This is a genomic window from Burkholderia thailandensis E264 (genome assembly GCF_000012365.1).
GTDB lineage: Bacteria > Pseudomonadota > Gammaproteobacteria > Burkholderiales > Burkholderiaceae > Burkholderia > Burkholderia thailandensis.
Genome location: NC_007651.1, coordinates 2,929,721 through 2,951,853, shown reverse-complemented (window position 1 = coordinate 2,951,853; position 22,133 = coordinate 2,929,721). Strand labels below are relative to the sequence as shown.

The following is a 22,133-nucleotide window of genomic DNA, read 5'->3' as shown; positions in this document are numbered from 1 at the left end:
GCTAGTTTTGCACATATGAACGACATGAACTCGAGTGAATTTGAAGCCCTTCTGACGGCGCAGCGCAGCGCCATGTCACGCGACGTTCCGGCCTCGCCGCTCCCCGGCGATACGCCGACGCTGACGAAGGCCGAGCTGGCCGAACTGCTGTTCGACAGCGTCGGCCTCAACAAGCGCGAGGCGAAGGACATGGTCGAGGCGTTTTTCGAGGTGATTCGCGATGCCCTCGAAAATGGCGAGAGCGTGAAGCTGTCGGGCTTCGGCAATTTCCAGCTGCGCGACAAGCCGCAGCGGCCGGGGCGCAATCCGAAGACGGGCGAGGCGATTCCGATTGCCGCACGCCGTGTCGTGACGTTCCATGCGAGCCAGAAGCTGAAGGCGCTCGTCGAAAACGGCGCCGAGCCGGATCTCGTGCGTTAAGCCGGCGCTTTGCCTCCTGCGCGCTGCGCCCGCGCCCCTTACCGACGGTTAACTGACGATGACGTCGACGGTTGAGAAAGTCGTGTTGCCCCCGATTCCCGCAAAGCGCTACTTCACGATCGGGGAAGTGAGCGAATTGTGCGGCGTGAAGCCTCACGTGCTGCGGTATTGGGAGCAGGAGTTCACGCAGTTGCGTCCGGTGAAGCGACGGGGGAACCGCCGTTATTATCAGCATCATGAGGTGCTGCTGATCCGGCGGATTCGCGAGTTGCTGTACGAGCAGGGGTTCACGATCAACGGCGCCCGCAACCGGCTCGACACGGTCGGCAGCGAGCGAAGCGCGCCGCCCGAGCCCGATGAGCTCGAGCAGCACGCGGCCGAGCTGGCCGCGCGCGAGGCCGTCGACGTCGCGCAGTTGCGCCGGGCGCTGCTCGACGTGATCGACGGACTCAAGCGCGGCTGAACGCCGGGCAGGCCTGCGCGCGATTCGTAACTCAGGCGGCTGAACGTCATGGAAAAGCCCGAGCGAACCTTCGTTCGCTCGGGCTTTTTTTCGAGCTGTTTCGCCCCGGAGGCCGTGCCGCGCGTGCGGCACGGTCAACGCGCGAGCGGGTCCTTCCTGCCGACGTCGACGTATAGCGTGCCGTCGTGCACCATCCGCACGGAGCCGCGCGAGACGACGTCACGGTAGTCGTAGAGGTCGAAGCGCACCCGCTGCTTCGCCGTGTCCTGAACGAGAATGCGCATGTTCAGCACGAGTACGTTGAACATCTTCGTGTCGCCGCCTTCGAGCCACAGGTAGCTATTCGGGAGGTTCGCGGGCGGCCGCAGCACGGGCGCGTTCGGCGCGGAACGGAACGTGAGGCGCAGGCCGTCCGGCTCGACCGTCGCTTGCGACATGTGACCAACCAGCATGGGTGGCGGGAACACCGTGTACTGGTCGAGCACGAGCGAATTGCCGCGCAGCTCGGCGCCGCGGCGCTTGAGCGGCGCGAGCGACGACAGCTCGATGTCGAGCGCGCGCAGCAGCTTCGCCTGCGGGATGCCGAGCACCGATACCTGGGTCGGCGTGAACGCGAGATGGCGGTCGTCCAGCAGCGTGAGCGAACCCTTCATGTCGGCCGGCAGCCAGACGCCGGGCGGCACTTGGTTCCACAGCTTGATGCCGCCCTGCACGCGCAGCGCGTTGCCGTTCGCGCTTAGCTTCAGGTCGTTCAGCGAGCGCGGCGAATAGTCGAGCAGATGGCGGTTGAAGAGGTCGGACATCGCGTCCCATGGCGCGAGCACCGAGCCGCTCAGGATGCGGATGTCGTACTGGTTCGGATCGTCGAGATCGACGGGGTCGCCCGCGCGCTTCGACACGAGCTGGACGACGAGATCGTCGACGCGAAAGCCGATGTTGCCCGCGATGTAGAAGTCCGCGTTGTGCAGGTGGATCGTCGTCGTGCCGTTCGAGATATGGCGCGGTCCGAACGTCGATACGTCGCCGCCGCGCTTGGCGGTCACCTTGCGGAAGCTCGGCTGCGGCGCGCTGCCGTTCGGCATGATCGCGAACGCCTCCCACTGACGGCGCGCGTCGTTGAGGCTCGACTGCTGCGCGTCGATCAGGCTGTCGTTCATGTGCGCGGATGCACTGCCGACGCCGGGCGTGACGGGGCGCGCAACCTGCTGATACGACGGCATCAGGATCGACAGCGCGCCGCTCGGCTCGAAGTTGAAATAGCCGGCGACGAGCTGGTCGCGATAGTGATACATGTCGAATACGAACGGGGCGTTGGGCGGCGACTCGCGCGGCGGGTAGATCACGATGTCCGCGTTCATCGGCATTGTCCGCATGAATTTCACGTCGCCGCCGCGCAGATACATCGCATGCTTGGGCGCGTTCTCGGGCATCGCGAAGCCCGCCTTCGTGCCGTCGTCGAGCACGAGGTCGAGCCCGGCGGAAGTCAGCTTCAGCGCGACGATGTTGATCTTCAGATGGGGCGGCGGCAGCAGCTTGTCGACGTTGAGCACGAGGTCGTTGCCGTTCAGGCGCACGATCGGCGTGTCGATCTTCAGCAGGTCCGACACCTGCACCTTCGCGGCGCGCATCACGGGGCCCGCGTCGATGCCCGATACGTGCACGTCGGTCGGGCGGAACACGAGCGTCGAACCGTCGCGGATCTCCAGCCTGCCTCGCAGCGAGAACGGCACCCAACCGTCGCGCTGCATTTCGCCACGGATGTCGAGGACGCCGTCGCCCGCCGTCACGCGCACGTTGCGCAGCGGCGCGTTGCGATAGCCGAAGATGTAGCCGCCGAACAGCGCGTTGAGCTTCGTGTTGTCGAGCGTCACGGTGCCGTGGTGCACGGCGATGTCGAAGCTCGTGGGGTCGTCGAACACTGCGGGAGAGCCGGGATGCGTCGGCACGAGCGTCGCCGACAGTTCGTGGACCAGGAAACCGAGATCGCCGACGATGCGGAAATCGACGTCACGCAGGAACGCGAGCGTGCCGCTTTGGCCGGAATCGCGCAGCGTGAGCGGGCGCGGCTGATCGATCTTGATCGACGCGAGTGCTGGCACGGTTCGCGCGATCTGCTGTTCGCGCGCGAGGCGATCGGCTTTCGTGCGCTCGATCGTCGTCGAGGCGGTAACGCCGTTGCCGGATTTGGGCGTCGATTCCGCGCATCCCGCGCTCAAAACGGCGAGCGTGACCGCGGTTCCCGCGCACGAGCGCAAGAACCAGCGCGAAGCCGAAACGGCCGTGCGCATGACACGCCACGCGCCGGGCGTGCGGTGAGATGGCGCGCGATGGACCGGTGTCCACATCGTTGATGTCTCCCTATCTTTGTCGTGAATGGCGCGCGTGCGCGCGCGTCGGCTGACGCCGATGTTTGGGGGCAGTGTGGCATAGCCGTGCTAGAGAGGCGCTACCAAACGTTGGCGGTTGGTGCTGCGGTGCAAGAAGGCACATCGCAGCGCGGATGTCGCGATGTCAATGATACGAATCAAACGTCTATATGACGGGCGTGTGGCGGGCCGGGGTGCGGAAAAAATGGGTTCAACGCAGGAAACCGTGGAGGGTTTTCGAGTGATTGCATAATCTGACACCTGATTCTAAGGATGTCGGAGGAAGCAATTGCTCGATCGAAAGGCACTTCAGGCACTGGGCTGCTGGACCGGCTACCGGTTGGAACGGGTGGAGTGGCCGCAAGGAGAAGAGCGCACGCTATCGCTGTATCTGAAGCCGGTCAGCAAGGTCATGTACTGCGAGCAATGCGGGGCGCGCTGCCAGCAGATCCACGAGACGACCGTTCGTCGAGTGCGCGATCTGCCGCTGTTCGAATACCGGGTGGTGTTGCATGTGCCTCGTCGCCGGGTCTGGTGTGAGCACTGCGGTGGCCCGCGACTGGAGAAGCTGGCGTGGCTGGGCCGCTACCAGCGCGTGACGGAGCGGTTCGCCAAGGCCTGCGAGAAGCTGCTACAAGCGGCCAGCGTGCAAGCGGTCGCAGCCTTCTACGAGTTGGGTTGGCACACGGTGAAATCGATCGACAAGATACGCTTGCGAGCGCGCGTGGCCGAGCCGGACTGGTCGACGATCCGCTATCTGGCGATGGACGAGTTCGCGCTCTGGAACGGCCCCCTGAATCTCCGGACACAGTCTCCCGCTTAAACTAACGGGTAGGCATAGGACTGTGTTTTTGACTAACACCAGGCAGGAAGTGATGGAAGTGTTGACGGGCCCGGAGCGTCGGCGGCGCTGGACGGCGGAACAGAAGCTGGCGATGGTTCGCGAGAGTTTGGAGCCGGGGACGTCGGTTTCGATGGTCGCGCGCCAGCACGGCGTGAACCCGAACCAGCTGTTCCACTGGCGCAAGCTGTACCAGGACGGGAGCCTGTCAGCAGTCAAGGCTGGCGAGGAAGTAGTTCCGGCATCGGAGCTGGCCGACGCGCTCAAGCAGATTCGCGAGCTGCAACGGATGCTCGGCAAAAAGACCATGGAGAACGAGATTCTCCGGGAAGCAGTCGAGTACGGCCGAGCAAAAAAATGGATAGCGCACTCGCCCTTGCTGCCGGAGGACGGCCAGTGAAACTGGTTTGTGAAGTTCTCGGCGTGTCGCGCTCGAACGTATCGGCACGACTGTCGCGCCCGGCGACGTGGCGCGATGGCCGTCAATCGAGACAGGCCGACGATGCGAGCGTGGTCGAGGAAATCCGCCGTGTCGTCGGCGATTTGCCCAGCTATGGCTATCGCCGGGTTTGGGGCACGTTGCGCAACGAGCGTGTTGCCGTTGGGCTGGTGCCGTTCAATGCCAAGCGCATCTATCGCGTCATGCGTACGCACGGGCTACTGATGCAGCGCCGACCGATTCCACCTCGGCCGCAACGTCGCCATGACGGCAAGGTGGCTGTCGGTCGCAGCAATCAGCGATGGTGCTCCGACGGCTTCGAGTTTCGCTGCGACAACGGCGAGCCGCTGCGCGTAACGTTCGCGCTGGACTGCTGTGACCGCGAGGCGATGAGTTGGGCGGCCACGACGGCAGGCCATAGCGGCGACATCGTGCGCGACGTGATGCTGGCTGCGGTGGAAAATCGTTTCGGCAATGCGTTGCATACGCCATCCGAAATCGAGTGGTTGAGCGACAACGGTTCGGGCTACACGGCCGACGACACGCGCCGGTTTGCGATGGACATAGGCCTGAAGCCGTTGACCACGCCGGTGTGCAGCCCGCAAAGTAACGGCATGGCTGAGAGCTTCGTGAAAACCATGAAGCGCGATTACGTCGCCTTCATGCCGAAGCCGGACGCGGCGACCGCTGCACACAATCTGGCCATCGCGTTCGAGCATTACAACGAGAAGCACCCCCATAGCGCGCTGAAATACCGCTCGCCTCGCGAGTTCCGGCGCTCGATGGATTCAGCAACCTTAGTGTGAAGCTGTGTCCGGGATTACAGGGTCAATTCCACGCTCCATAAAGGCCATCGCTACGCCACGGTGGTGGTCGATCCGATCGGCCGGCAGGTGCTCTGGGTCGGGCCAGGACGCTCACGGGAAACGGCGCGAGCCTTCTTCGAACAACTCCCTGAAGGCGTGGCCGAGCGTATCGAAGCGGTTGCGATCGACATGACCACGGCCTACGAGTTGGAGATCAAGGAGCAGTGCCCGCAGGCGGAAATCGTCTTCGACCTGTACCACGTCGTGGCCAAGTACGGGCGCGAAGTGATCGACCGGGTACGGGTGGATCAGGCCAATCAACTCCGACATGACAAGCCGGCGCGGAAGGTCCTGAAGTCCAGTCGTTGGCTGCTGCTGCGCAACCGCCACAATCTGAAGCCGGATCAGGCCGTGCACCTGAAGGAGTTACTGGCCGCCAATCAGTCGCTGTTATGCGTCTACGTGCTGCGCGACGAACTCAAACGGCTCTGGTTCTACCGAAAGCCAGCCTGGGCGGAAAAGGCCTGGGGGCAATGGTTCGAGCAGGCTCAGCAAAGCGGGATTGCCGCCCTACAAAAGTTCGCCCAGCGCTTGCAGGGGTACTGGCACGGAATCGTGACTCGCTGTCGTCATCCGCTCAACACCAGCGTCGTTGAAGGCATCAACAACACCATCAAGGTCATCAAGCGCAGGGCTTATGGGTACCGCGACGAGGAGTACTTCTTCCTCAAGATCCGCGCCGCATTCCCCGGAATTCCACGATGAACCAAAAAATGGGGGGAGGTCAGGCACAGGCGCGGTGTCTACCGATATCGGGGCCGAGCCGAATGGATGCCGCGTGCGGCACGGGGCGGCTATCGGGAGGGCGCGTCGCGACTGGAGGCGCGCATCGTATGCTGATGTGCGTTGCGAGCGATGCATCCGGGATGCGATCGATGCGGGAGCGGTTGTATCGACGTCAGCGCGGGATTGCCGCCGTGCGGTCGCGGAAGGCGATGCCGGCGCCGCGTCGATGCCAGCCCGCGGCGCGGGCCGGCATCGGCGATTTGACGTTCGGTTTCTGCGTCAGAATGCCCGTCGGGCGACTCTCTCGGTAAAGACGTCGAGTTTCTCGGCGGGAACCAGGAAATAATCCCAGCAGATCGAATCGCAAACGATATGCCATTCGTCGCGCGTATCGATTCTATTGAGGAAAATATCAAATAGGACGTAATTCTTGGAGCTGGCGAAATTGAACAATGAATCTTTTGTCAGCCCATAGACGCTGTAGCTCGGATAGCCGTATTCAGTGGAAATGAGTGGGCGGAACTTGTCGATCGTCCTGGTTGCGCCTTCGAGGCAACCGATTTCACCCCCCTCGATGTCGATCTTGATGTAATCGACGGAACGCAGGTTCTCGGTGTGCATGTCGAGCGTGTCGACCTTGACGGGGATCAGCGTAGGCGTGACCGTCTCCGGCGAAATGTACAACCGCTTGCGCAGCCCGCTTTCTCCGGGACTGCCTTGTGCAAACGTGAATTCGGCATGCCCGGGCTCGTGTGCGAGTGCGACGTTGTTCAGCGTAAGAGTAGGGCAAGCGTGTTGTGTTGAAAGAATGTCGAACGCGAAGGGGAGCGGCTCGAAGCCTATGACCTGACCAGTCGGGCCGGCCAGTTCGATGAAGCGTGAAAGATGAAGGCCGAGATGCGCGCCGACGTCGATTACCGTATCGCCGGGCTGGATCCATCGGCGATAGTGCTTGGCCAATACCTCCTCGTAATCGAGCTGGATAATGCCGAAACTCATCAAATCGCCGATCTGGCTCAGCCTTGCTTGAATATACGGACTTCCCATCGCACCCCCTTGATGCGCTGCACTAGTTGATTTTCAGGAATCCTTTGCGGAGGTCATTGTAGTTCGATTTGCACGCTATGAGGTTGTTCGATTTTCGAGTAGGTACATGAGGAAGGCACATGCCTGACGCTAGCCCGGAATGCGTCGGCCTTCGGCTGACAGATCTTGGATCGCTGGCGTGTGGTTGCAGGTCTTTGTGCGCGCCGATCCGGCGATCGAATACGGACGAGCCGAGGCGCAAATGGACGCCAGTGGGCGGCGTTGCCAAGTCAGTCATCTCCGCGTTCTCGCGCGGCGGAATTGACACACCAAATTGACGCACCCGGAAAAAGGAAAGGCCCGGAAAGCTATGCCAGATAAGGAAACCCTTGGCTGACAAGCTTTCCAGGCCTTGATTCCTGGTCGGGGCGAGAGGATTTGAACCTCCGACCACCTGCACCCCATGCAGGTACGCTACCAGGCTGCGCTACGCCCCGAAAGCGTGAAAGTATAACAGACACTTTTCGTAAATAGAACTGTATCGACGTAAATTCTGTTCGATGCTCGTGTGCGGCTTGTTTTGACGTGATGCTGTCTGCCGCGGATCGACTTCGTCGAGCGCGGGGCATTGCGGATCAATACGAGTCGACACATCACTGCCGAGCTTTACGCCGCGTCCTCAACCGTGGCGTCGCACGTTCCGCGCATTCGTTCAGTACGCGTAGTACGGCCCCGGCCCTGCGGGCGTCGCTCTTCCTTCGATCGCCGTATAGATATTGCGTCCATAGAAGAGCGGCAGTCCGAGATCGACGACATTGCCGATCGGCCCGGCAAGGTCGTTGAAGGCGAAGTTGAACGTCGAGAACAGCACTTGCGAACTTGCGACCTGGAACGTCGTCGCTTTCGACGCGCCGTTGCCGCTGCTCAGTGTGATGCCGAACGTCTGCGTGCTCGCCGGGCAGAACCATGAACCGCACTGCGGCAGCGACGTGTCCGCGAAGAAGATCCCGTTCGAGCCGCTATCGAAGAACGTGCGTGCGTTGGTGTTGCCGTTGAGCAGGCTCGTCACGTAAGCGCCCGATGCGGTGGTCGCGAGCGGCGTAGCGGCGCCGAGCCCGTTGTTCGCCTGGGTGCCGATGCCGAAGATCAGCGAGCCGTTGACCGTTGCCGAGCCCGTTGCCGGAATCGCCGGCAACACGATTACCGAGCCGTTGTTGTCGCTCGAGAATGCGCCGACCGGATTCGCGATCTGTTGTGCGATCGGCTGCGATGTGCTCGCGCACGCGCCGCTCGCCGTGCATCCGTAATACCAGCCGGGCGGCGCGCTGTTCGCGCACGCGGTGCCGCAGTCGGTGACGAAGAGGCCGATGCCGAGAATGCCGTTCGCGCGCAGCGCCCCTTGGGTTTGCATCGGTCCGGCGCTTTGCGTGCAGTCGGCCGGCGCGTTCGGCGTGCTTGGATCGGCGATCACCTGGATCGGAATGTTCGCCGCGACTTCGCCCGCGATCCTCACGTCGGCACGACGCACCGAGCCCCATGTGAAACCCGTGCCGAATATCGCGCACGCGCCCGTGATCGGCGCATTCGCGGCCGGCACGACGGGCAGCGCGACGCTCGACGGCAGCGCGGCCGCGAGAATGCGCAAGCCGTCCGAGCCGGTATCCACCTGCACGTTGTCGATCGTCTGGCATTGGTTCGTATTCGGCGCACAAACGGTGACGGTCGTCATCAGCATGTTCGCCGCGCCGGTGATGCCTTCGGACACCGTGACGGGCCGCACGTTCGCCGCATTGGACGGCGTGATGCCGCTACCGCTCGAGTTCGGCGTCGACGAGCCGCCGCCCCCGCCGCCGCCGCCGCCGCCGCATGCGGCGAGCGTCACGGTCAGTGCGGCGGCGCGCCAGGTGATCTTGAGGGTCATGGTCGGCTCCTCACCGCAAGTCGTCGATCGATACGCCGGACGGCACCGCGCCGGGCAGCCATGCGCGGCCGACATACGCGCGCATGCGGCCGCCGGCCTCGACGACGAAGTCGGATTGCGCGACGCGTCCGGCATGCAGGCTCACGCGGGGGCGCGCGTCCGTCGAGACGGCGTGGCTCTGGTAGGTCGAGAAGCGTTCGCCGAGCAGTTGCCGCAGGTTGGGCGACGTCGGGCCGTCCCACGTGTAAGCGAAGACGAGTCCGGCGCGAGTCGCATACTCGCGAATCGTCGTGCCGCCCGCGTCGACATGGCTTCGCATCGTGACGGCGCCGCCGAGCAGCGGGGTCGACGTTTGCGCGAACGCGCGCGCAGACGAATCCGTGACGGTGCGTCCGAGCTGCGATTGTGCGGAAACGGGTACGAACGTGAGCGCGGCGGCAACGAGAAGGGCGCAAGCCGGGCGGCGCCGTACCGGGGGAAATGACTTCTTGTTGTTCATGCGACTGCCCTCCGCGGGGGGGATACGGTTGGGGTCACTGTTCAATCAATGATAGTGAGTCGCGGTGCGCACAGCCCCCAAAATTTCGGGAATCGGATGCTCGTTATCCCTAGTCGGCGACGCGGGTGCGCCGAGCATCGCGCGGACGCCGCACGCGCAGCGCGGCCCTCGCGCGAACAAGCGAAACGGCGGACGTGCAAACAAGCGCGCGAATGAGACAGTGCGCTTTTTGCACGGTCCGCCGCCGGACCGGTAAAATAGAAAGTTGACTCACGGAAAAGTCGCCGTGACCTAGTGGAAGGATTCCCAGAACATGACTGATCTTCGTCTTACCAAGCGGTTCGCAGCACTGCTTGCAACCGGCGCGTTCGTTGCCGGCTGCAGTTCGCCGTCGCCTACGAAAATCGACTACAAGAGCGATTCGAAATCGAAGGAGGTGTCGCTCGCGGTGCCGCCCAACATGCTCGACGAGACGCCGGATCAACGTTCGCTGCCGCCGCAGGGCGGCGCGACGTCGCTTTCCAGCCTGCAGCAGGTGCAGCAGGCCGCGCCGCCCACCGACTCGGTCGCGCCCACCGTGCCGGGCATGCGCATTCAGCGCGACGGCACCGAGAGCTGGCTCGTGATCGACGACAAGTCGCCCGCGCAAATCTGGCCTCAGGTGCGCCGCTTCTGGCAGGAGCAGGGCTTCCTGCTCGTCGTCGAACAGCGCGACAAGGGGGTGATGGAAACCGACTGGAACGAAACCCATCCGCAGATCAACGACGGACTGATTCGCGGTGTGATCTCGAAGGCTATGGGCAACTCGTACGTGACGGCGGAGCGCAACAAGTACCGCACGCGCCTCGACGCCGCGCCGAACGGCGGCACGTACGTGTTCATCAGTCAGAAGGGGATGCGCGAGGCGCTGACGGGCGCGAACAACGATTCGAGCAAGTGGGAGCCGAAGCCGAACGATCCCGGTCTCGAAACCGAATACCTGAAGCGCCTGATGGCCGTGATCGCGCAGAACGACGCGCGCGTGAAGGCGGGCGGCGTGTCGATCACCGACGATGCGGCGCCGTCGCGCGCGAAGGCGTCGACCAGCAAGAGCAAGGACGCGGCAGCGGCGATCGCCGCGAAGAACGTCGCGAGCGCGTCGACGTCGAGCGCCCCGAGCGGAGCGGCCGTGCCGGACGTGCCGCCCGAAGTGACGCTTGCCGAGCCGTACGATCGTTCGTGGCTGCATGTGGGCCTGGCGCTCGATCGCGCGAACTTCACGGTCGACGATCGCGATCGCACGAAGGGGCTGTACTACGTCCGCTACGTCGATCCGAAGGACTTGAGCGTCGAGGAGCAGGGCTTCTGGAGCCAGCTCTTCCACGGCAAGAAGGAAAAGAAGGCGAAGCAGTACCTCGTCAACGTGAAGGCTGTGACGGAGGGCGAGACGCGCGTCGCGGTTGTCGATGACAAGGGCAATGTCGACGCATCGGCGCCCGCACGGCAGATCATGTCGCTCCTCGTCAATCAGTTGCGCTGAGGTTGCCGCGCGCGGCACACCGCCGCCGAACTCAAGAAGCCCGCCTTTTGGCGGGCTTTTTTTCTGTGCCGATGCCGATGCGGGACCGAGCGCGTGCGCGTTCGCCTGTCACGCGCCTGTCGTGTTACGTAACGTCACCTCGTAACGAACGGAATGAATACACATTTTTATCGGCTCTTTGAGGATTATTCGTTAAAAATCAATCGTTTGGTGATCCGCTTCTAGCTGGCACGGAAGCTGCTTCTTTTGTCTTCAACAAGTCATCAGGGAGGCACCGCAAGACAGCGAGGCTCGACCACGCGTGCCTTCCGCCTAGTGTGGATATCGACGTTTCTGGCAGTCGCCGTTGCCGGCGAAGCTGCCGTACTGGACGATGACCCGCGCGTTCGCGCGGGTTTCGGTGGCCCCGTCGCCTATCCTCGTAGGGCGACGGTTTTGCCCGCGCTTCTCGTGAAGCGCGGGCTATTTTTTTTGAGGCAGGTGGGCCTCGAAACGCGAAAGCCCGCTTGCACCGATTCGCGTATGCTGGCCCCTTTGTCACGAAGCAAAGGAGATCTCCATGTCCGAAGTCGCCGTCGTCGCGCTGATCGTCGCCAAGCCCGGTGCGGAAGCGAAGCTGTTGGAACAGCTCGAGGGAATCGTCGGGCCGACGCGCAACGAAGAGGGCGCGCTGCAATACGATTTGCATCGCGATCTGCAGGAGCCGCGCCGCTTCATTTTCATCGAGCGCTGGGCGAGCGAAGCCGCGCTCGCCGCCCATGCGCGTTCCGCGCATATCGATGCATACAAGCGCGTCGCGGCGGATTGGATCGAGAGTTCGGAAATTCGCGTCGCGTCAAAGATCGCATAGCGAGGCGAGCGGCCGCGCGTCGCGCGGCCTGGCAGGCGGAAAGGTCAGTGCGATGCGTTCGGGACGTCGAGGATCAGGATGATCGTCCAGTCGGCGTCGCCGTCGTGGTGATATTGCCGTTCGGCGACGATGAACGGCTGCTGCTTGCCTTGCGGCCCGAGGAAAAGCACGTCGCCTTCCATCGGCAGGCATTCGATCGGCGGCAACGCGAGGAATGCGTCATCGGAGCCGCGCGGCATCAATTGCTTGATCTTGCGCGTCGCGGCTTCGGTCCATTCGATGTCCAGTTGGATGTTGCTCATTCAGTCCTCCGCACCGGAGTGCGCACGGTTGGAAAAGTCGGTGCGCGACTTTAGCACAATGCGCTGCACGCTCATTCGGGCGCGCCAATGAAAAAGCCGAACCCGGCAGGCCGGATTCGGCTTTCGCGCAAGCGGGACAGGCCGTGCGTTATTGGCTGGCTGCGCTTGCCGGAGCCGCCTTGGCTGCCTTCTTCGCGACCTTGTGAGCCTTCTTCGCGTGACGCTTGTGTTGCTCGTGCATCGGCTTCGCCTCGGCGGCCGGTTCGGCGGCCTGCTGCTGTTGCAGCGCTTGAGCGCGTTGCTCGATTTCAGCGATCTTCGCCGGATCGGTGATCGTCTTGATTTCCGTGCTCTCTTGCGCATGGGCCGCGCCAGCCAGAGCCGACATCGAAACCAGGATAGCCATGGTCATCTTCTTCATTGCTTACCTCCGCTAAGTGGTGATGGACCCGAGTGTTGCCGATTTGTCTGGCGTCTGCAATCGAGTGAGCCGAGTTTATCAAAAGTGACGGATCAGTGCATTCGATTGCGTCATGGCGCTTAGGCGCGTGGATCGAGCGCAACAGTGGCGCAATCCGTCATCGCCGCGCCGTTCGCGCGGCTGTAATGGGCATGGGCGGCGTCGAAGCCGCGACGATCCGGCGCGGGCAAACGGGCGCGCGCCGCTAAAACCAGCCGAGGCGGCGGTACACGTGAAACTGCGCGACGCCAATGATCTCGTGCAGCGCCAGCTCGGCGTTCACGAGGTTGACCGCGCGCGGCAGCCAGCCGAGCCGTGCGTCCCTGCGGTTCGCATAGACGGGTTGCGGCACGATTCCGAATCGTCTGAAATCGAGGAGCGCGCGTTTCATCTGATATGACGAAGTAACGAGAATCAGATCATCGTAATGTTGGGCGCGTAATATGGGAGCAGTGAAGCGCGCGTTTTCGTAGGTCGTGTGACTGCTGCTTTCGCGGATCAGGTCGGCGTTTGCGACGCCGCGCGCAAGCAAATAGGGCGCATACGTGTCCGCTTCGGTGATGCCGCGCACCTGCGGGTCGCCACCCGACACGACGACCGTGCAGCGCTTCGCCGTTCGTTGGCATGCCGAATAGAGTTCGGCGGTCTTGTCGATGCGCGCGAGTGCGTCGTGCGGTGGTGCCGCGACACCGTCGCGGCGCTTGATGCCGGCGCCGAGCATCACGATCGCGGTGTTGCCTGTCATCATTGGATGCGTGACCGGCTGTACGCCGGCTTGCGCGAGCGCGACGAGCGGCGCGGCGAGCCAGCCGGAAGCAATCAGCCATAAGAGTGCGATGCCGGCCGCGAGTATCGCGAATGCGCCACGCCGTTTGCGGCAGAGCAGAAAAACGACGAAGAGAAGTCCAAATGAATTAAACAGGATCAATTTGATTGGGGTAAGGTAGCTTTTTGTGGGAGCGGTTAATGATCTGTCCCCGTGAGATGAGAGCGAAGCACCAGGGAACAGGTCGGAAGGAGTGGAGGGATTATAAGGACCCCTCTTGAGCTGCGTGGCGGCGCCGGCGGGCGGAGACCCGCTTGGCTGGGCCGCTTTGCAATGTCGCCGCACTTTAAGAAAGAATCGAGATGGCCACGTATTCCAACGAAGCAGTGCTCGACGCGCTCAGGCGCGTCCAGTACCGTCAGGTTCCGTGGGCGAGGCGTCCGGGTGTATTCGAATACCTGCGTGCGCTCGGCTTGATGGATACGGTTCGGCAGAAGACTGTCGCACCCGCGCCCGGTTTCCATGCGCCCGTCGATATTGCCGTTTTGACGGATAACGGCCGGGCCGAATTTGCTCGGCTCGAACGAGGCGAGAGACAGCCCGATTGGGAGGCTCGCCGGATCGAAGACTATGCGCTCAGCGAAGCGAGCGCCGTCTCGATTCTCGAAAGCCGCTTATAGCGCAGGCAGCCGAGCATCGCATCTTTAGCACGAAAAAAAGCCCGTATCGCGAGGATACGGGCGGTACCGGGTACATTGCTGCTGCCACGCTGTGCTCATGGCAACTATCAGACTCGGCGTGCGTCGCGCAGTTCCCGGACGCGCGGATTTTTCCCGCGCAGCGTTAGTGATCGTTCGGGCGGTTGGGCTGGCGTGGCGTGTCGTTGCGCGCGCGCGCGTTGCTGGTGATGTCGCCGCGCAGATCGCCGCGCGGCACGTTCGGTCGCGCGCTTGGCGAACCTGCCTGCGAGCGGGTGACTTGTTCCCGCGGACCGTGCTGCCTGGGAGGAAACTGGTCGGCGCGCGAAGGAGCGGCGAGCGCCAGCGAAACGACAATGCCGCATGCCGTGAGCGGTGACATGGGTTTCATCGTTGGCGCTCCCTTTCAAGCCGTCGAACGGCTCGTTCGTCTATTGCTACGTTAAGCGGGGGAGCGAAGGCGCGCTGTAAATATTAGTAAATAGATGTATCGCCGGATCGCATCGTCAGGAATCCGTGCGAATGGGCGAGCGGGCGGCCGTGCGCCGAGAAAGTGGCCGCCAAAAATGATTCTGGGCGGCTAGTGCCGCCCAGAAATCGGGTTCATGCCATCTTGACGGGAGCGCGCCAGGATTCCGGATTGGTCCAGAACGCGCCGCGCAGACGGTCGCGGCTCGGCGGCGCGGGTGGTTTGACCGCGCTTGCGCCGATGCGCCCGCGCAGCGAGATCTGGCGGCCGCTCGTCCCGAGGCGCTTCACCACTTCGGCAAGCGTGCCGTCGGCCTGCCATTCGTCGAAGCGGCGGCGGCAAGTCGGCGGCGACGGGTAGCGGCCGGGCAGCTTCGACCAGCCTTCGCCCGTCGACAGCACCCAAAGAACGGCGTTCACCACCGAGCGCGCTTCCACGCGGGGACGACCGCGACGCTCACTGCGTGCGGGCTCGGAGCAGAATAGTCCCTCGAGCAGCGCCCATTCGTTGTCTCTCAAATCGTCGAACAGCATCATGTCCTCACCTCAGCGAAGCTAACTCCGGTGCGCCGCCCTGCGCCGCGCACTCGTCGAGCACTCGATCCAACGAGTGCCGGGTGAGGGCATCGGCTTCATGGAGCGGCGGATGTTGCGCGATCCGCCGCGAGAAGTCCGAGCGCCCGCAGCCCTGTGCGCCTGCTAATGCAGGAAGCGTGCCACGTTGGCGACGACCGCCCCAAAGCCGCCTGGCAGCGAGCTGACAGCCGCGTCAGCTAGGGGCGTATAAGACGCCAAAAAGGCGGTCGAGCAAATAAGGACAATCACCAATCTTGTGCAGTCCGGCCCGCGAGACGTGCGTTTCAGCCGGGTGCTGCACCGCACCGACACACGGCACGCGATCGTCGAGACGCAATACAATCGCGCATCGATGCGTCCGATTGATGAGGGAATCCCATGAATATCACGCTCAGGCAGTTACGCGTGTTCATCGAGGTCGCGCGGCTCAAGAGCTTCAGCCGGGCGGGCGACGAGATCGGTCTTACGCAGTCGGCCGTCAGTCGCTCGGTGCGCGAGCTGGAGGGGGAGATCGGACTCAAGCTGATCGATCGAACCACGCGCGACGTGCAGTTGACCGATGTCGGCACCAATCTGATCGCGAGCGTGTCGCGTTTGCTCGGCGACCTCGACGATGCGCTGCGCGAGATCCGCGAGATCGGCGAGCAGCGCCGCGGGCGCGTGATCGTCGCGGCGAGCCCGACGATCGCGTGCCGGCTGATGCCGCGCGTCGTCGCCGCATGCGAGCGGCGCTTTCCGTTCGTCGCGCTCGGCCTGCGCGACGACGTGCAGAGCGACGTGCTGCGCAAGGTGAAATCGGGCGAGGTCGACTTCGGCGTCGTGATCGGGCCGCTCGCGACGAGCGATTTGATCAGCGAGCCGTTGATGACCGATTCGTTTTGCCTCGTCGCGCGCGCCGACCATCCGCTTGCCGCGCGCGATCGCGTGCCGTGGACGGCGCTCGCCGGCGAGCGGCTCGTGTTGCTCGATTACGCATCGGGCAGCCGGCCGTTGATCGACGCGGCGCTCGCGACGCATCGGGTCGCGGCGAGCGTCGTGCAGGAGCTCGGCCATTCGGCGACGGTGTTCGGCCTCATCGAGGCGGGCGTCGGCGTGAGCGTGCTGCCGTGGCTGTCGTTGCCGCTGCCGGCCGGCTCGTCGCTCGTCGCGCGTCCGCTCACGCCGCGCGCCGAGCGTACCGTCGAGCTCGTGCGGCGGCGCGACCGCTCGCTGTCGCCAGCGGCGGACGCGGTCTGGGGCCTCGTGACGGAAATGCCGGCGCGAGTCGAGAATCTGGGCTGACGAGGCGCCGTGCGAAGGCTGCGCGGCGTGTCGCCGCGCCGTTCGCGCGGGGTGCCGGGGATATGTCTTTTGCCGTACGTTCTTTGTCTTTACGCACCGGATGATTTTGCGTAAGATGGCGCTCAGTCACGCGGTTCCGACGTGGTTCCGCGCTGTTCCGTCCGGTTTGGGTTGGGCTTGAGAGTTGGTTCGCCGCCCCCGGTTCGTGCTCCCATCAATATGACCGATCAGAATCGGGCGAGCGCGTCTTCCGTTCCTTTCGTCTGTTCGATTGATCCGGTTCGCTTGACCACAGGGTCTGACCTAGCTGCATGAATACCCAAGAGGCGAAGATCGTCCTCGAGACTGCTTTGATCTGCGCGCAGGAACCGCTGAAACTCGGCGATTTGCGCAAGCTCTTTGCCGACGGCGTGTCGGCGGACACAGTCCGAACACTGCTCGAAGATCTGAAACAGGAATGGACCGGACGTGGGGTCGAACTCGTCGCTCTCGCGTCGGGCTGGCGCTTCCAGAGCAAGCCGGCGATGCGCACGTATCTGGACCGGCTGCATCCGGAGAAGCCGCCGAAATATTCGCGGGCCGTGCTGGAGACGCTCGCGATCATCGCGTACCGGCAGCCGGTCACGCGCGGCGACATCGAGGAAATTCGCGGCGTCACGGTGAACACGCAGGTCGTCAAGCAGCTCGAGGATCGCGGCTGGATCGAGGTGATCGGTCATCGTGATGTGCCGGGCCGTCCGGCGCTCTACGCGACGACGAAGCAGTTTCTCGACGACCTCGGCCTGAAGGCGCTCGACGATCTGCCCGCGCTCGAGGAGCCGGCCGCGCATCTGGAGGCGAGCCTCCTCGCGCAGCAGGCGATCGACTTTCCCGATGATGCACGCGACGACGGCGAGGCGCTTGCCGGCGCATCCGACGAGGGCGTGACCGGCTCGGAAGCGGCAGGCGCGGAGGCGGGCGAGGCTATCGAACAGGCAATCGAGCCGTCGGTTTCGCCGGACGAGGGCTTGGCACGGGCCGGTGATGAGCCGGCGCGAGCGGACGTCGCGGCGGCGAGCGCCGGAGAGGCGCGACCCGAAGGGGCGGACGGCTCGGCGGCACGAATCGTCGATCCCGCCGATAATGACAAGCGAGCCGGCGCCGAGGCGGCGCAGGCCTTCGACGAAGCCGATGCACCGCACGACCACGACGCGGGGCAGGCGGCCGGCCGAGCCGCTCGCGAGACCGAATCGGGCGGCATGCGCGAGCCGGCGTTCGCGGGCGGCGAAGAGGTCGACGCGGCCGCGTCGCACGAGCACGCGGCCGAGCAGCTTGCAGCGGACGCAACCGCGGAGACGCATGCCGAGGCGGCGGGCAATGCCGCCGGCGACGGCGAGCGCATCGAATCGTCCGCGCGGGCGAACGAAAACGCAAACCCCGCCGCGCGGCCGGACGCAGAACCGGCCGGCGCGGCACACGCAGCAACCCGCGAGGCGGCCGCCGACCCGGCGGCGGGCCGAGCGACGAAGGAAGACCACGGCGCGATCGGCGGCATCCCGCACGATGCCGAGCCGGTCCGGGCGCACGCGGAGGAGATGTTGGACGATACGTCCGGCAGTCTCGCCGACGCCGTGCGCAGTGCAAGCGAGGCGGTCCCCGAGCGCGAGCAGCAGGACGACGAAGAAGCGCCTGCGAAGCGTCGCGCCTGAGACGGCGGCCGAACCCCAGCCGTGCCCGCGACGGGCGCGAGACCTGACATTTTGAGGTTGTTTTGACTGATACCCACGACATCGATTCGTCCGAATCCGCGCATGCCGTTGCGACGGCGCGCGCCGACGGCGCACCCGAGCAGTCCGCCGCGGACGCGGGCGGCGAAGACCGCCCGCGCCGCGGCCTGCGGCGCGGGCCGCGCAGCTTGATCGCGCGCCGCCGCGCGGCCGCGAAATCGAAGAATCCCGAGGCGGCGGAGAGCGCCGACGCACCTCCGGCGGCGGAAGCCGGGGCGGACGCCGGCGTCGCGAAAGCGCCGGCTCGCGCGCCGCGCAGCAAGGAGGGCGCGGCGAAGGCGCCGCGCAAGACAGCAGGCAAGCGGGAAGGCGCGGCGCGGCAAGGCGGCCAGGCGAAGCGCGGCGCGCCGGCGGCGGCCGCGCCGTCCGTCGAGGCTGGCCAGGACGATGTGTTTGCCTATGTGATTTCGCCCGCATTCGATGCCGACAACAACGCGTCGGGCGGCGGCGTGCGCGCGCCGATGCTGCGCCGGGGCCGCCAGAATCAGCCGAAGCGCGTGCTGTCGCCGGACGACGACGCGCCGAAGTTGCACAAGGTGCTCGCGGAAGCCGGCATGGGCTCGCGCCGCGAGATGGAGGAGCTCATCATCGCCGGCCGCGTGTCGGTGAACGGCGAGCCGGCGCATATCGGCCAGCGGATCATGCCGACCGACCAGGTCCGGATCAACGGCAAGCCGGTCAAGCGCAAGCTGCCGAACAAGCCGCCGCGCGTGCTGCTTTACCACAAGCCGACGGGCGAGATCGTGAGCCACGCGGACCCTGAGGGCCGCCCGTCGGTGTTTGACCGGCTGCCGCCGATGAAGACCGCGAAATGGCTCGCGGTCGGCCGCCTCGACTTCAATACCGAGGGCCTGCTGATGCTGACGACGTCCGGCGACCTCGCGAACCGCTTCATGCATCCGCGTTACAGCGTCGAGCGCGAGTATGCGGTGCGCGTTGTCGGCGAGCTGTCCGAGGCGTCGCGCCAGAAGCTGCTGCACGGCGTCGAGCTCGACGACGGCCCGGCTAACTTCCTGCGCATTCGCGACGGAGGCGGCGAAGGCACGAACCACTGGTATCACGTCGCGCTCGCCGAAGGGCGCAACCGCGAGGTGCGGCGGATGTTCGAGGCGGTCGGCCTGATGGTGAGCCGCCTGATTCGCACGCGTCACGGCCCGATTCCGCTGCCGCGCGGGTTGAAGCGCGGCCGCTGGGAGGAGCTCGACGAGGCGCAGGTGCGGCGCCTGATGTCGACGGTCGGCCTGAAGGCGCCGGTCGAGGAGAAGGGCAAGCGCGGCGGCGCGGCCGAGCGCCGCCAGCCCGATCCGATGCAGACGTCGATGGGCTTCATCAATCGCGAACCGGTGCTGACGACTCACGGCCAGCTCGACCAGCCGCGGCGCGGCCGGCGCGGCCCGGCGGGCGGCGGCTTCGGCGCGGGCCTCGGCGGCGGCTATGCCGGCCTGCCGGGCTACGGCGGCGCGCCGCGCCAGGGCGGCCGCGACGTCGACGGCAACCGTGCGCCCCACGGAGGCGCGGGCGCGAACAAGCGCGGCGCGGGCAAGGGCGCGCGCAACCCGAACGGCAATCGCGCCGAAGGCGGCGCGCGCGGCGGCCAGCGTTCGCCGCAGCAGCGCAATCGTTCGCGCAGCCGCTGATTGCGCGAGAACGGCATTCGCAACCGCCGCGTGCGTTGCGAATGCCTCGCAAAATCGCCGTTTCGGGCTGATTTTGCGGGGCCGAGCTTTGCGTTCGGGCCAAAAATCGCTATAATCGCGGAGTCGCTGGGCGTACGGATTCGATGTGTAGCTCAGGTGCGACCACCGGTAACAAGATGGGCGTTGCGCCCATTTTTTTTTGCCGAAACGGTTGGGCATCTCGGGTAGCGCTTCCTGCGCCGGCTAAGGCGCGCGTTCAGCGGGTGAATCGCGAGGGGCGGGCGCGGACACCTGAGAGGACACTGTGCAACTGACGGAACTGATAGAAACTACGGTCACGGGGCTCGGCTACGAGCTCGTCGATCTCGAGCGCACCGGGCGCGGCATGGTCTGCGTCTACATCGATCAGCCCGCCGGCATCACGATCGACGATTGCGAGAAGGTCACGCGTCAGCTCCAGCACGTACTGACGGTCGAAAACATCGATTACGAACGGCTCGAGGTCTCGTCACCGGGGCTCGACCGGCCGTTGAAGAAGCTGGCTGACTTCACGCGTTTCGCGGGCAGCGAGGCCGTCATCACCTTGAAAAAGCCGTTGGACGGGCGCAAGACGTACCGGGGCATTCTGCACGCGCCGAACGGCGAGACGATCGGTTTGGAATTTGAGAGGAAGAAGGGCGAGGCGGCCATGCTGGATTTCACGCTGGCGGACATCGACAAAGCCCGCCTGATTCCGCACGTTGACTTTAGGAGCCGCAAACAATGAGTCGCGAAGTGTTGATGTTGGTGGATGCGCTGGCGCGCGAGAAGAACGTCGACAAGGACGTCGTGCTGGGCGCGCTCGAAGCGGCCCTCGCGTCGGCTTCCAAGAAGCTGTTCGACGAAGGCGCCGAGATCCGCGTACATATCGATCGCGAGAGCGGTGAACACGAGACGTTCCGTCGTTGGCTCGTCGTGCCCGACGAGGCGGGCCTCCAGGAGCCGGATCGCGAGATCCTGCTGTTCGAGGCGCGCGAGCAGAAGCCCGGCGTCGAGGTCGGCGACTACATCGAGGAGCCGGTGCCGTCGATCGAGTTCGGCCGGATCGGCGCGCAGGCCGCGAAGCAGGTGATCCTGCAGAAGGTGCGCGACGCGGAGCGCGAGCAGATCCTGAACGACTACCTCGAGCGCGGCGAGAAAATCATGACGGGCACGGTGAAGCGCCTCGACAAGGGCAACTTCATCGTCGAATCGGGCCGCGTCGAGGCGCTGTTGCGCCGCGACCAGCTGATTCCGAAGGAAAACCTGCGCGTGGGCGACCGCGTGCGCGCGTACATCGCGAAGGTCGACCGCACCGCTCGCGGCCCGCAGATCGAGCTGTCGCGCACCGCGCCCGAATTCCTGATGAAGCTCTTCGAGATGGAAGTGCCGGAAATCGAGCAGGGGCTTCTCGAGATCAAGGCGGCGGCTCGCGATCCGGGCGTGCGCGCTAAGATCGGCGTCGTCGCGTACGACAAGCGGATCGATCCGATCGGCACGTGCGTCGGCATCCGCGGCTCGCGCGTGCAGGCCGTGCGCAACGAGCTCGGTGGCGAAAACATCGACATCGTGCTATGGTCGGAGGATCCTGCCCAGTTCGTGATCGGCGCGCTCGCGCCGGCGGCCGTCCAGTCGATCGTCGTCGATGAAGAAAAGCATTCGATGGACGTCGTCGTCGACGAGAACGAATTGGCTGTCGCGATCGGCCGCAGCGGCCAGAACGTGCGTCTTGCCAGCGAACTGACCGGCTGGCAGATCAACATCATGACGCCGGACGAATCCGCCCAGAAGCAGAACGAAGAGCGCGACGCGCTGCGCGGCCTGTTCATGGCGCGCCTCGACGTCGACGAGGAAGTTGCGGACATCCTGATCGACGAGGGCTTCACGAGCCTCGAAGAGATCGCTTACGTGCCGCTCAACGAAATGCTCGAGATCGAGGCATTCGACGAGGATACCGTCCACGAGCTGCGCAACCGCTCGCGCGACGCGCTGCTCACGATGGCGATCGCGAACGAGGAGAAGGTCGAGACGGCCGCCCTCGATCTGAAGAGTCTCGACGGCGTCACGCCCGAACTGCTCGCGAAGCTGGCCGAGCAGAGCGTGCAGACGCGCGACGATCTCGCGGAGCTTGCCGTGGACGAGCTGGTCGATATGACCGGCATGGAAGAGGAAGCCGCGAAGGCGCTGATCATGAAGGCGCGCGAACACTGGTTCCAGTGAGAAAT

At 64.7% G+C, this 22,133-nt stretch carries 20 protein-coding genes, 1 tRNA gene and 3 pseudogenes; 14 read left to right on the top strand and 10 right to left on the bottom strand.

Features of this window, described 5'->3' with window-relative positions:
- The first annotated feature begins 15 nt into the window (after positions 1-15).
- Entirely contained in the window at positions 16-420 is a 405-nt protein-coding gene (locus tag BTH_RS25395; protein ID WP_009891557.1) for an integration host factor subunit alpha, read from the top strand.
- 58 nt (positions 421-478) lie between these two features.
- On the top strand, positions 479-883 hold the full coding sequence (locus BTH_RS25390) for a MerR family transcriptional regulator (protein ID WP_009891556.1): 405 nt from the start codon (positions 479-481) through the stop codon (positions 881-883).
- 134 nt (positions 884-1,017) lie between these two features.
- On the opposite strand, the gene BTH_RS25385 is transcribed toward BTH_RS25390, so the two are convergent.
- Positions 1,018-3,099 (bottom strand): hypothetical protein, encoded by a 2,082-nt coding sequence (locus BTH_RS25385; protein ID WP_009891554.1) that lies wholly within the window; start codon positions 3,097-3,099, stop codon positions 1,018-1,020.
- Between BTH_RS25385 and BTH_RS35330 the strand changes: the two genes are divergently transcribed.
- The 4 genes and pseudogenes from BTH_RS35330 to BTH_RS25365 all read left to right on the top strand — a co-directional run.
- The gene (locus tag BTH_RS35330) at positions 3,026-3,199 is read left to right on the top strand and encodes a hypothetical protein (protein WP_223297060.1); all 174 of its coding nucleotides are present in this window, start codon (positions 3,026-3,028) and stop codon (positions 3,197-3,199) included. The genes BTH_RS25385 and BTH_RS35330 overlap by 74 nt on opposite strands.
- Before the next feature lie 339 nt (positions 3,200-3,538).
- Positions 3,539-4,039, top strand: a pseudogene (locus tag BTH_RS25380) (helix-turn-helix domain-containing protein); the annotation flags it as partial.
- A gap of 85 nt (positions 4,040-4,124) precedes the next feature.
- A protein-coding gene (locus BTH_RS25370; protein WP_085952878.1) for an IS3-like element ISButh2 family transposase occupies positions 4,125-5,335 on the top strand; the annotation gives its coding sequence in 2 pieces (ribosomal slippage) (positions 4,125-4,440 and positions 4,440-5,335; 1,212 coding nt in all).
- 33 nt (positions 5,336-5,368) lie between these two features.
- Positions 5,369-6,100 (top strand): annotated as a pseudogene (locus tag BTH_RS25365) (ISL3 family transposase); the annotation flags it as partial.
- 300 nt (positions 6,101-6,400) lie between these two features.
- On the opposite strand, the gene BTH_RS25360 reads toward BTH_RS25365, so the two are convergent.
- From BTH_RS25360 to BTH_RS25345, 4 genes are all read right to left on the bottom strand, one after another.
- Positions 6,401-7,168, bottom strand: coding sequence for an FkbM family methyltransferase (locus BTH_RS25360; protein WP_009905747.1), 768 nt, complete (start codon positions 7,166-7,168; stop codon positions 6,401-6,403).
- A 399-nt stretch (positions 7,169-7,567) separates the two neighbouring features.
- Positions 7,568-7,644: transfer RNA gene (locus tag BTH_RS25355), tRNA-Pro, on the bottom strand.
- A 215-nt stretch (positions 7,645-7,859) separates the two neighbouring features.
- On the bottom strand, positions 7,860-9,068 hold the full coding sequence (locus BTH_RS25350) for a DUF3443 domain-containing protein (RefSeq protein ID WP_011402425.1): 1,209 nt from the start codon (positions 9,066-9,068) through the stop codon (positions 7,860-7,862).
- 10 nt (positions 9,069-9,078) lie between these two features.
- A complete protein-coding gene (locus BTH_RS25345) occupies positions 9,079-9,567 on the bottom strand; it encodes a DUF2844 domain-containing protein (protein WP_009891537.1) in 489 nt (162 codons plus the stop codon).
- Positions 9,568-9,880: 313 nt separating this feature from the next.
- On the opposite strand from BTH_RS25345, the gene bamC reads away from it, so the two are divergent.
- The gene (gene bamC, locus BTH_RS25340; RefSeq protein WP_009891532.1) at positions 9,881-11,086 is read left to right on the top strand and encodes an outer membrane protein assembly factor BamC; all 1,206 of its coding nucleotides are present in this window, start codon (positions 9,881-9,883) and stop codon (positions 11,084-11,086) included.
- Between the two features lie 559 nt (positions 11,087-11,645).
- Positions 11,646-11,936: a putative quinol monooxygenase gene (locus tag BTH_RS25335; RefSeq protein WP_009891531.1), complete on the top strand. Its 291-nt coding sequence runs from the start codon at positions 11,646-11,648 to the stop codon at positions 11,934-11,936.
- A 44-nt stretch (positions 11,937-11,980) separates the two neighbouring features.
- Here BTH_RS25335 and BTH_RS25330 read toward each other — a convergent pair whose 3' ends face one another.
- The 3 genes from BTH_RS25330 to BTH_RS25320 form a co-directional block, all read right to left on the bottom strand.
- A complete protein-coding gene (locus BTH_RS25330; RefSeq protein ID WP_004191628.1) occupies positions 11,981-12,238 on the bottom strand; it encodes a hypothetical protein in 258 nt (85 codons plus the stop codon).
- A 148-nt stretch (positions 12,239-12,386) separates the two neighbouring features.
- Positions 12,387-12,659: a hypothetical protein gene (locus BTH_RS25325; RefSeq protein WP_009891529.1), complete on the bottom strand. Its 273-nt coding sequence runs from the start codon at positions 12,657-12,659 to the stop codon at positions 12,387-12,389.
- Positions 12,660-12,903: 244 nt separating this feature from the next.
- Positions 12,904-13,626 carry a YdcF family protein gene (locus tag BTH_RS25320; RefSeq protein ID WP_009891528.1) on the bottom strand — a complete coding sequence of 241 codons (723 nt, stop codon included), beginning with the start codon at positions 13,624-13,626 and terminating at the stop codon, positions 12,904-12,906.
- Positions 13,627-13,826: 200 nt separating this feature from the next.
- Between BTH_RS25320 and BTH_RS25315 the strand changes: the two genes are divergently transcribed.
- Entirely contained in the window at positions 13,827-14,144 is a 318-nt protein-coding gene (locus BTH_RS25315; RefSeq protein WP_009891527.1) for a hypothetical protein, read from the top strand.
- A gap of 163 nt (positions 14,145-14,307) precedes the next feature.
- Here the strand turns inward: BTH_RS25315 and BTH_RS25310 are convergent, their stop codons facing one another.
- Positions 14,308-14,553, bottom strand: coding sequence for a hypothetical protein (locus BTH_RS25310; RefSeq protein ID WP_011402422.1), 246 nt, complete (start codon positions 14,551-14,553; stop codon positions 14,308-14,310).
- Positions 14,554-14,768: 215 nt separating this feature from the next.
- Positions 14,769-15,164, bottom strand: a pseudogene (locus BTH_RS25305) (transposase); the annotation flags it as partial.
- Positions 15,165-15,584: 420 nt separating this feature from the next.
- On the opposite strand from BTH_RS25305, the gene BTH_RS25300 reads away from it, so the two are divergent.
- From BTH_RS25300 to nusA, 5 genes are all read left to right on the top strand, one after another.
- The gene (locus tag BTH_RS25300; RefSeq protein ID WP_009891520.1) at positions 15,585-16,487 is read left to right on the top strand and encodes a LysR family transcriptional regulator; all 903 of its coding nucleotides are present in this window, start codon (positions 15,585-15,587) and stop codon (positions 16,485-16,487) included.
- A gap of 311 nt (positions 16,488-16,798) precedes the next feature.
- Entirely contained in the window at positions 16,799-18,175 is a 1,377-nt protein-coding gene (gene scpB, locus BTH_RS25295; RefSeq protein WP_009891518.1) for an SMC-Scp complex subunit ScpB, read from the top strand.
- A 62-nt stretch (positions 18,176-18,237) separates the two neighbouring features.
- A complete protein-coding gene (gene rluB, locus BTH_RS25290) occupies positions 18,238-19,890 on the top strand; it encodes a 23S rRNA pseudouridine(2605) synthase RluB (RefSeq protein WP_025369412.1) in 1,653 nt (550 codons plus the stop codon).
- A gap of 304 nt (positions 19,891-20,194) precedes the next feature.
- Positions 20,195-20,656, top strand: coding sequence for a ribosome maturation factor RimP (gene rimP, locus BTH_RS25285; protein ID WP_004193908.1), 462 nt, complete (start codon positions 20,195-20,197; stop codon positions 20,654-20,656).
- Complete coding sequence (gene nusA / locus BTH_RS25280) at positions 20,653-22,128, top strand: transcription termination factor NusA (RefSeq protein WP_009891501.1); 1,476 nt, start codon at positions 20,653-20,655, stop codon at positions 22,126-22,128. Before rimP ends, nusA begins: the two co-directional genes overlap by 4 nt.
- Positions 22,129-22,133: the final 5 nt, after the last annotated feature.

Coding starts and splice junctions, on each gene's coding strand:
- BTH_RS25395 (WP_009891557.1), top strand. CDS start 16: ATGAACGACATGAACTCGAGTGAATTTGAAGCCCTTCTGACGGCGCAG.
- BTH_RS25390 (WP_009891556.1), top strand. CDS start 479: ATGACGTCGACGGTTGAGAAAGTCGTGTTGCCCCCGATTCCCGCAAAG.
- BTH_RS25360 (WP_009905747.1), bottom strand. CDS start 7,168: ATGGGAAGTCCGTATATTCAAGCAAGGCTGAGCCAGATCGGCGATTTG.
- BTH_RS25350 (WP_011402425.1), bottom strand. CDS start 9,068: ATGACCCTCAAGATCACCTGGCGCGCCGCCGCACTGACCGTGACGCTC.
- BTH_RS25345 (WP_009891537.1), bottom strand. CDS start 9,567: ATGAACAACAAGAAGTCATTTCCCCCGGTACGGCGCCGCCCGGCTTGC.
- bamC (WP_009891532.1), top strand. CDS start 9,881: ATGACTGATCTTCGTCTTACCAAGCGGTTCGCAGCACTGCTTGCAACC.
- BTH_RS25335 (WP_009891531.1), top strand. CDS start 11,646: ATGTCCGAAGTCGCCGTCGTCGCGCTGATCGTCGCCAAGCCCGGTGCG.
- BTH_RS25330 (WP_004191628.1), bottom strand. CDS start 12,238: ATGAGCAACATCCAACTGGACATCGAATGGACCGAAGCCGCGACGCGC.
- BTH_RS25325 (WP_009891529.1), bottom strand. CDS start 12,659: ATGAAGAAGATGACCATGGCTATCCTGGTTTCGATGTCGGCTCTGGCT.
- BTH_RS25315 (WP_009891527.1), top strand. CDS start 13,827: ATGGCCACGTATTCCAACGAAGCAGTGCTCGACGCGCTCAGGCGCGTC.
- BTH_RS25310 (WP_011402422.1), bottom strand. CDS start 14,553: ATGAAACCCATGTCACCGCTCACGGCATGCGGCATTGTCGTTTCGCTG.
- BTH_RS25300 (WP_009891520.1), top strand. CDS start 15,585: ATGAATATCACGCTCAGGCAGTTACGCGTGTTCATCGAGGTCGCGCGG.
- scpB (WP_009891518.1), top strand. CDS start 16,799: ATGAATACCCAAGAGGCGAAGATCGTCCTCGAGACTGCTTTGATCTGC.
- nusA (WP_009891501.1), top strand. CDS start 20,653: ATGAGTCGCGAAGTGTTGATGTTGGTGGATGCGCTGGCGCGCGAGAAG.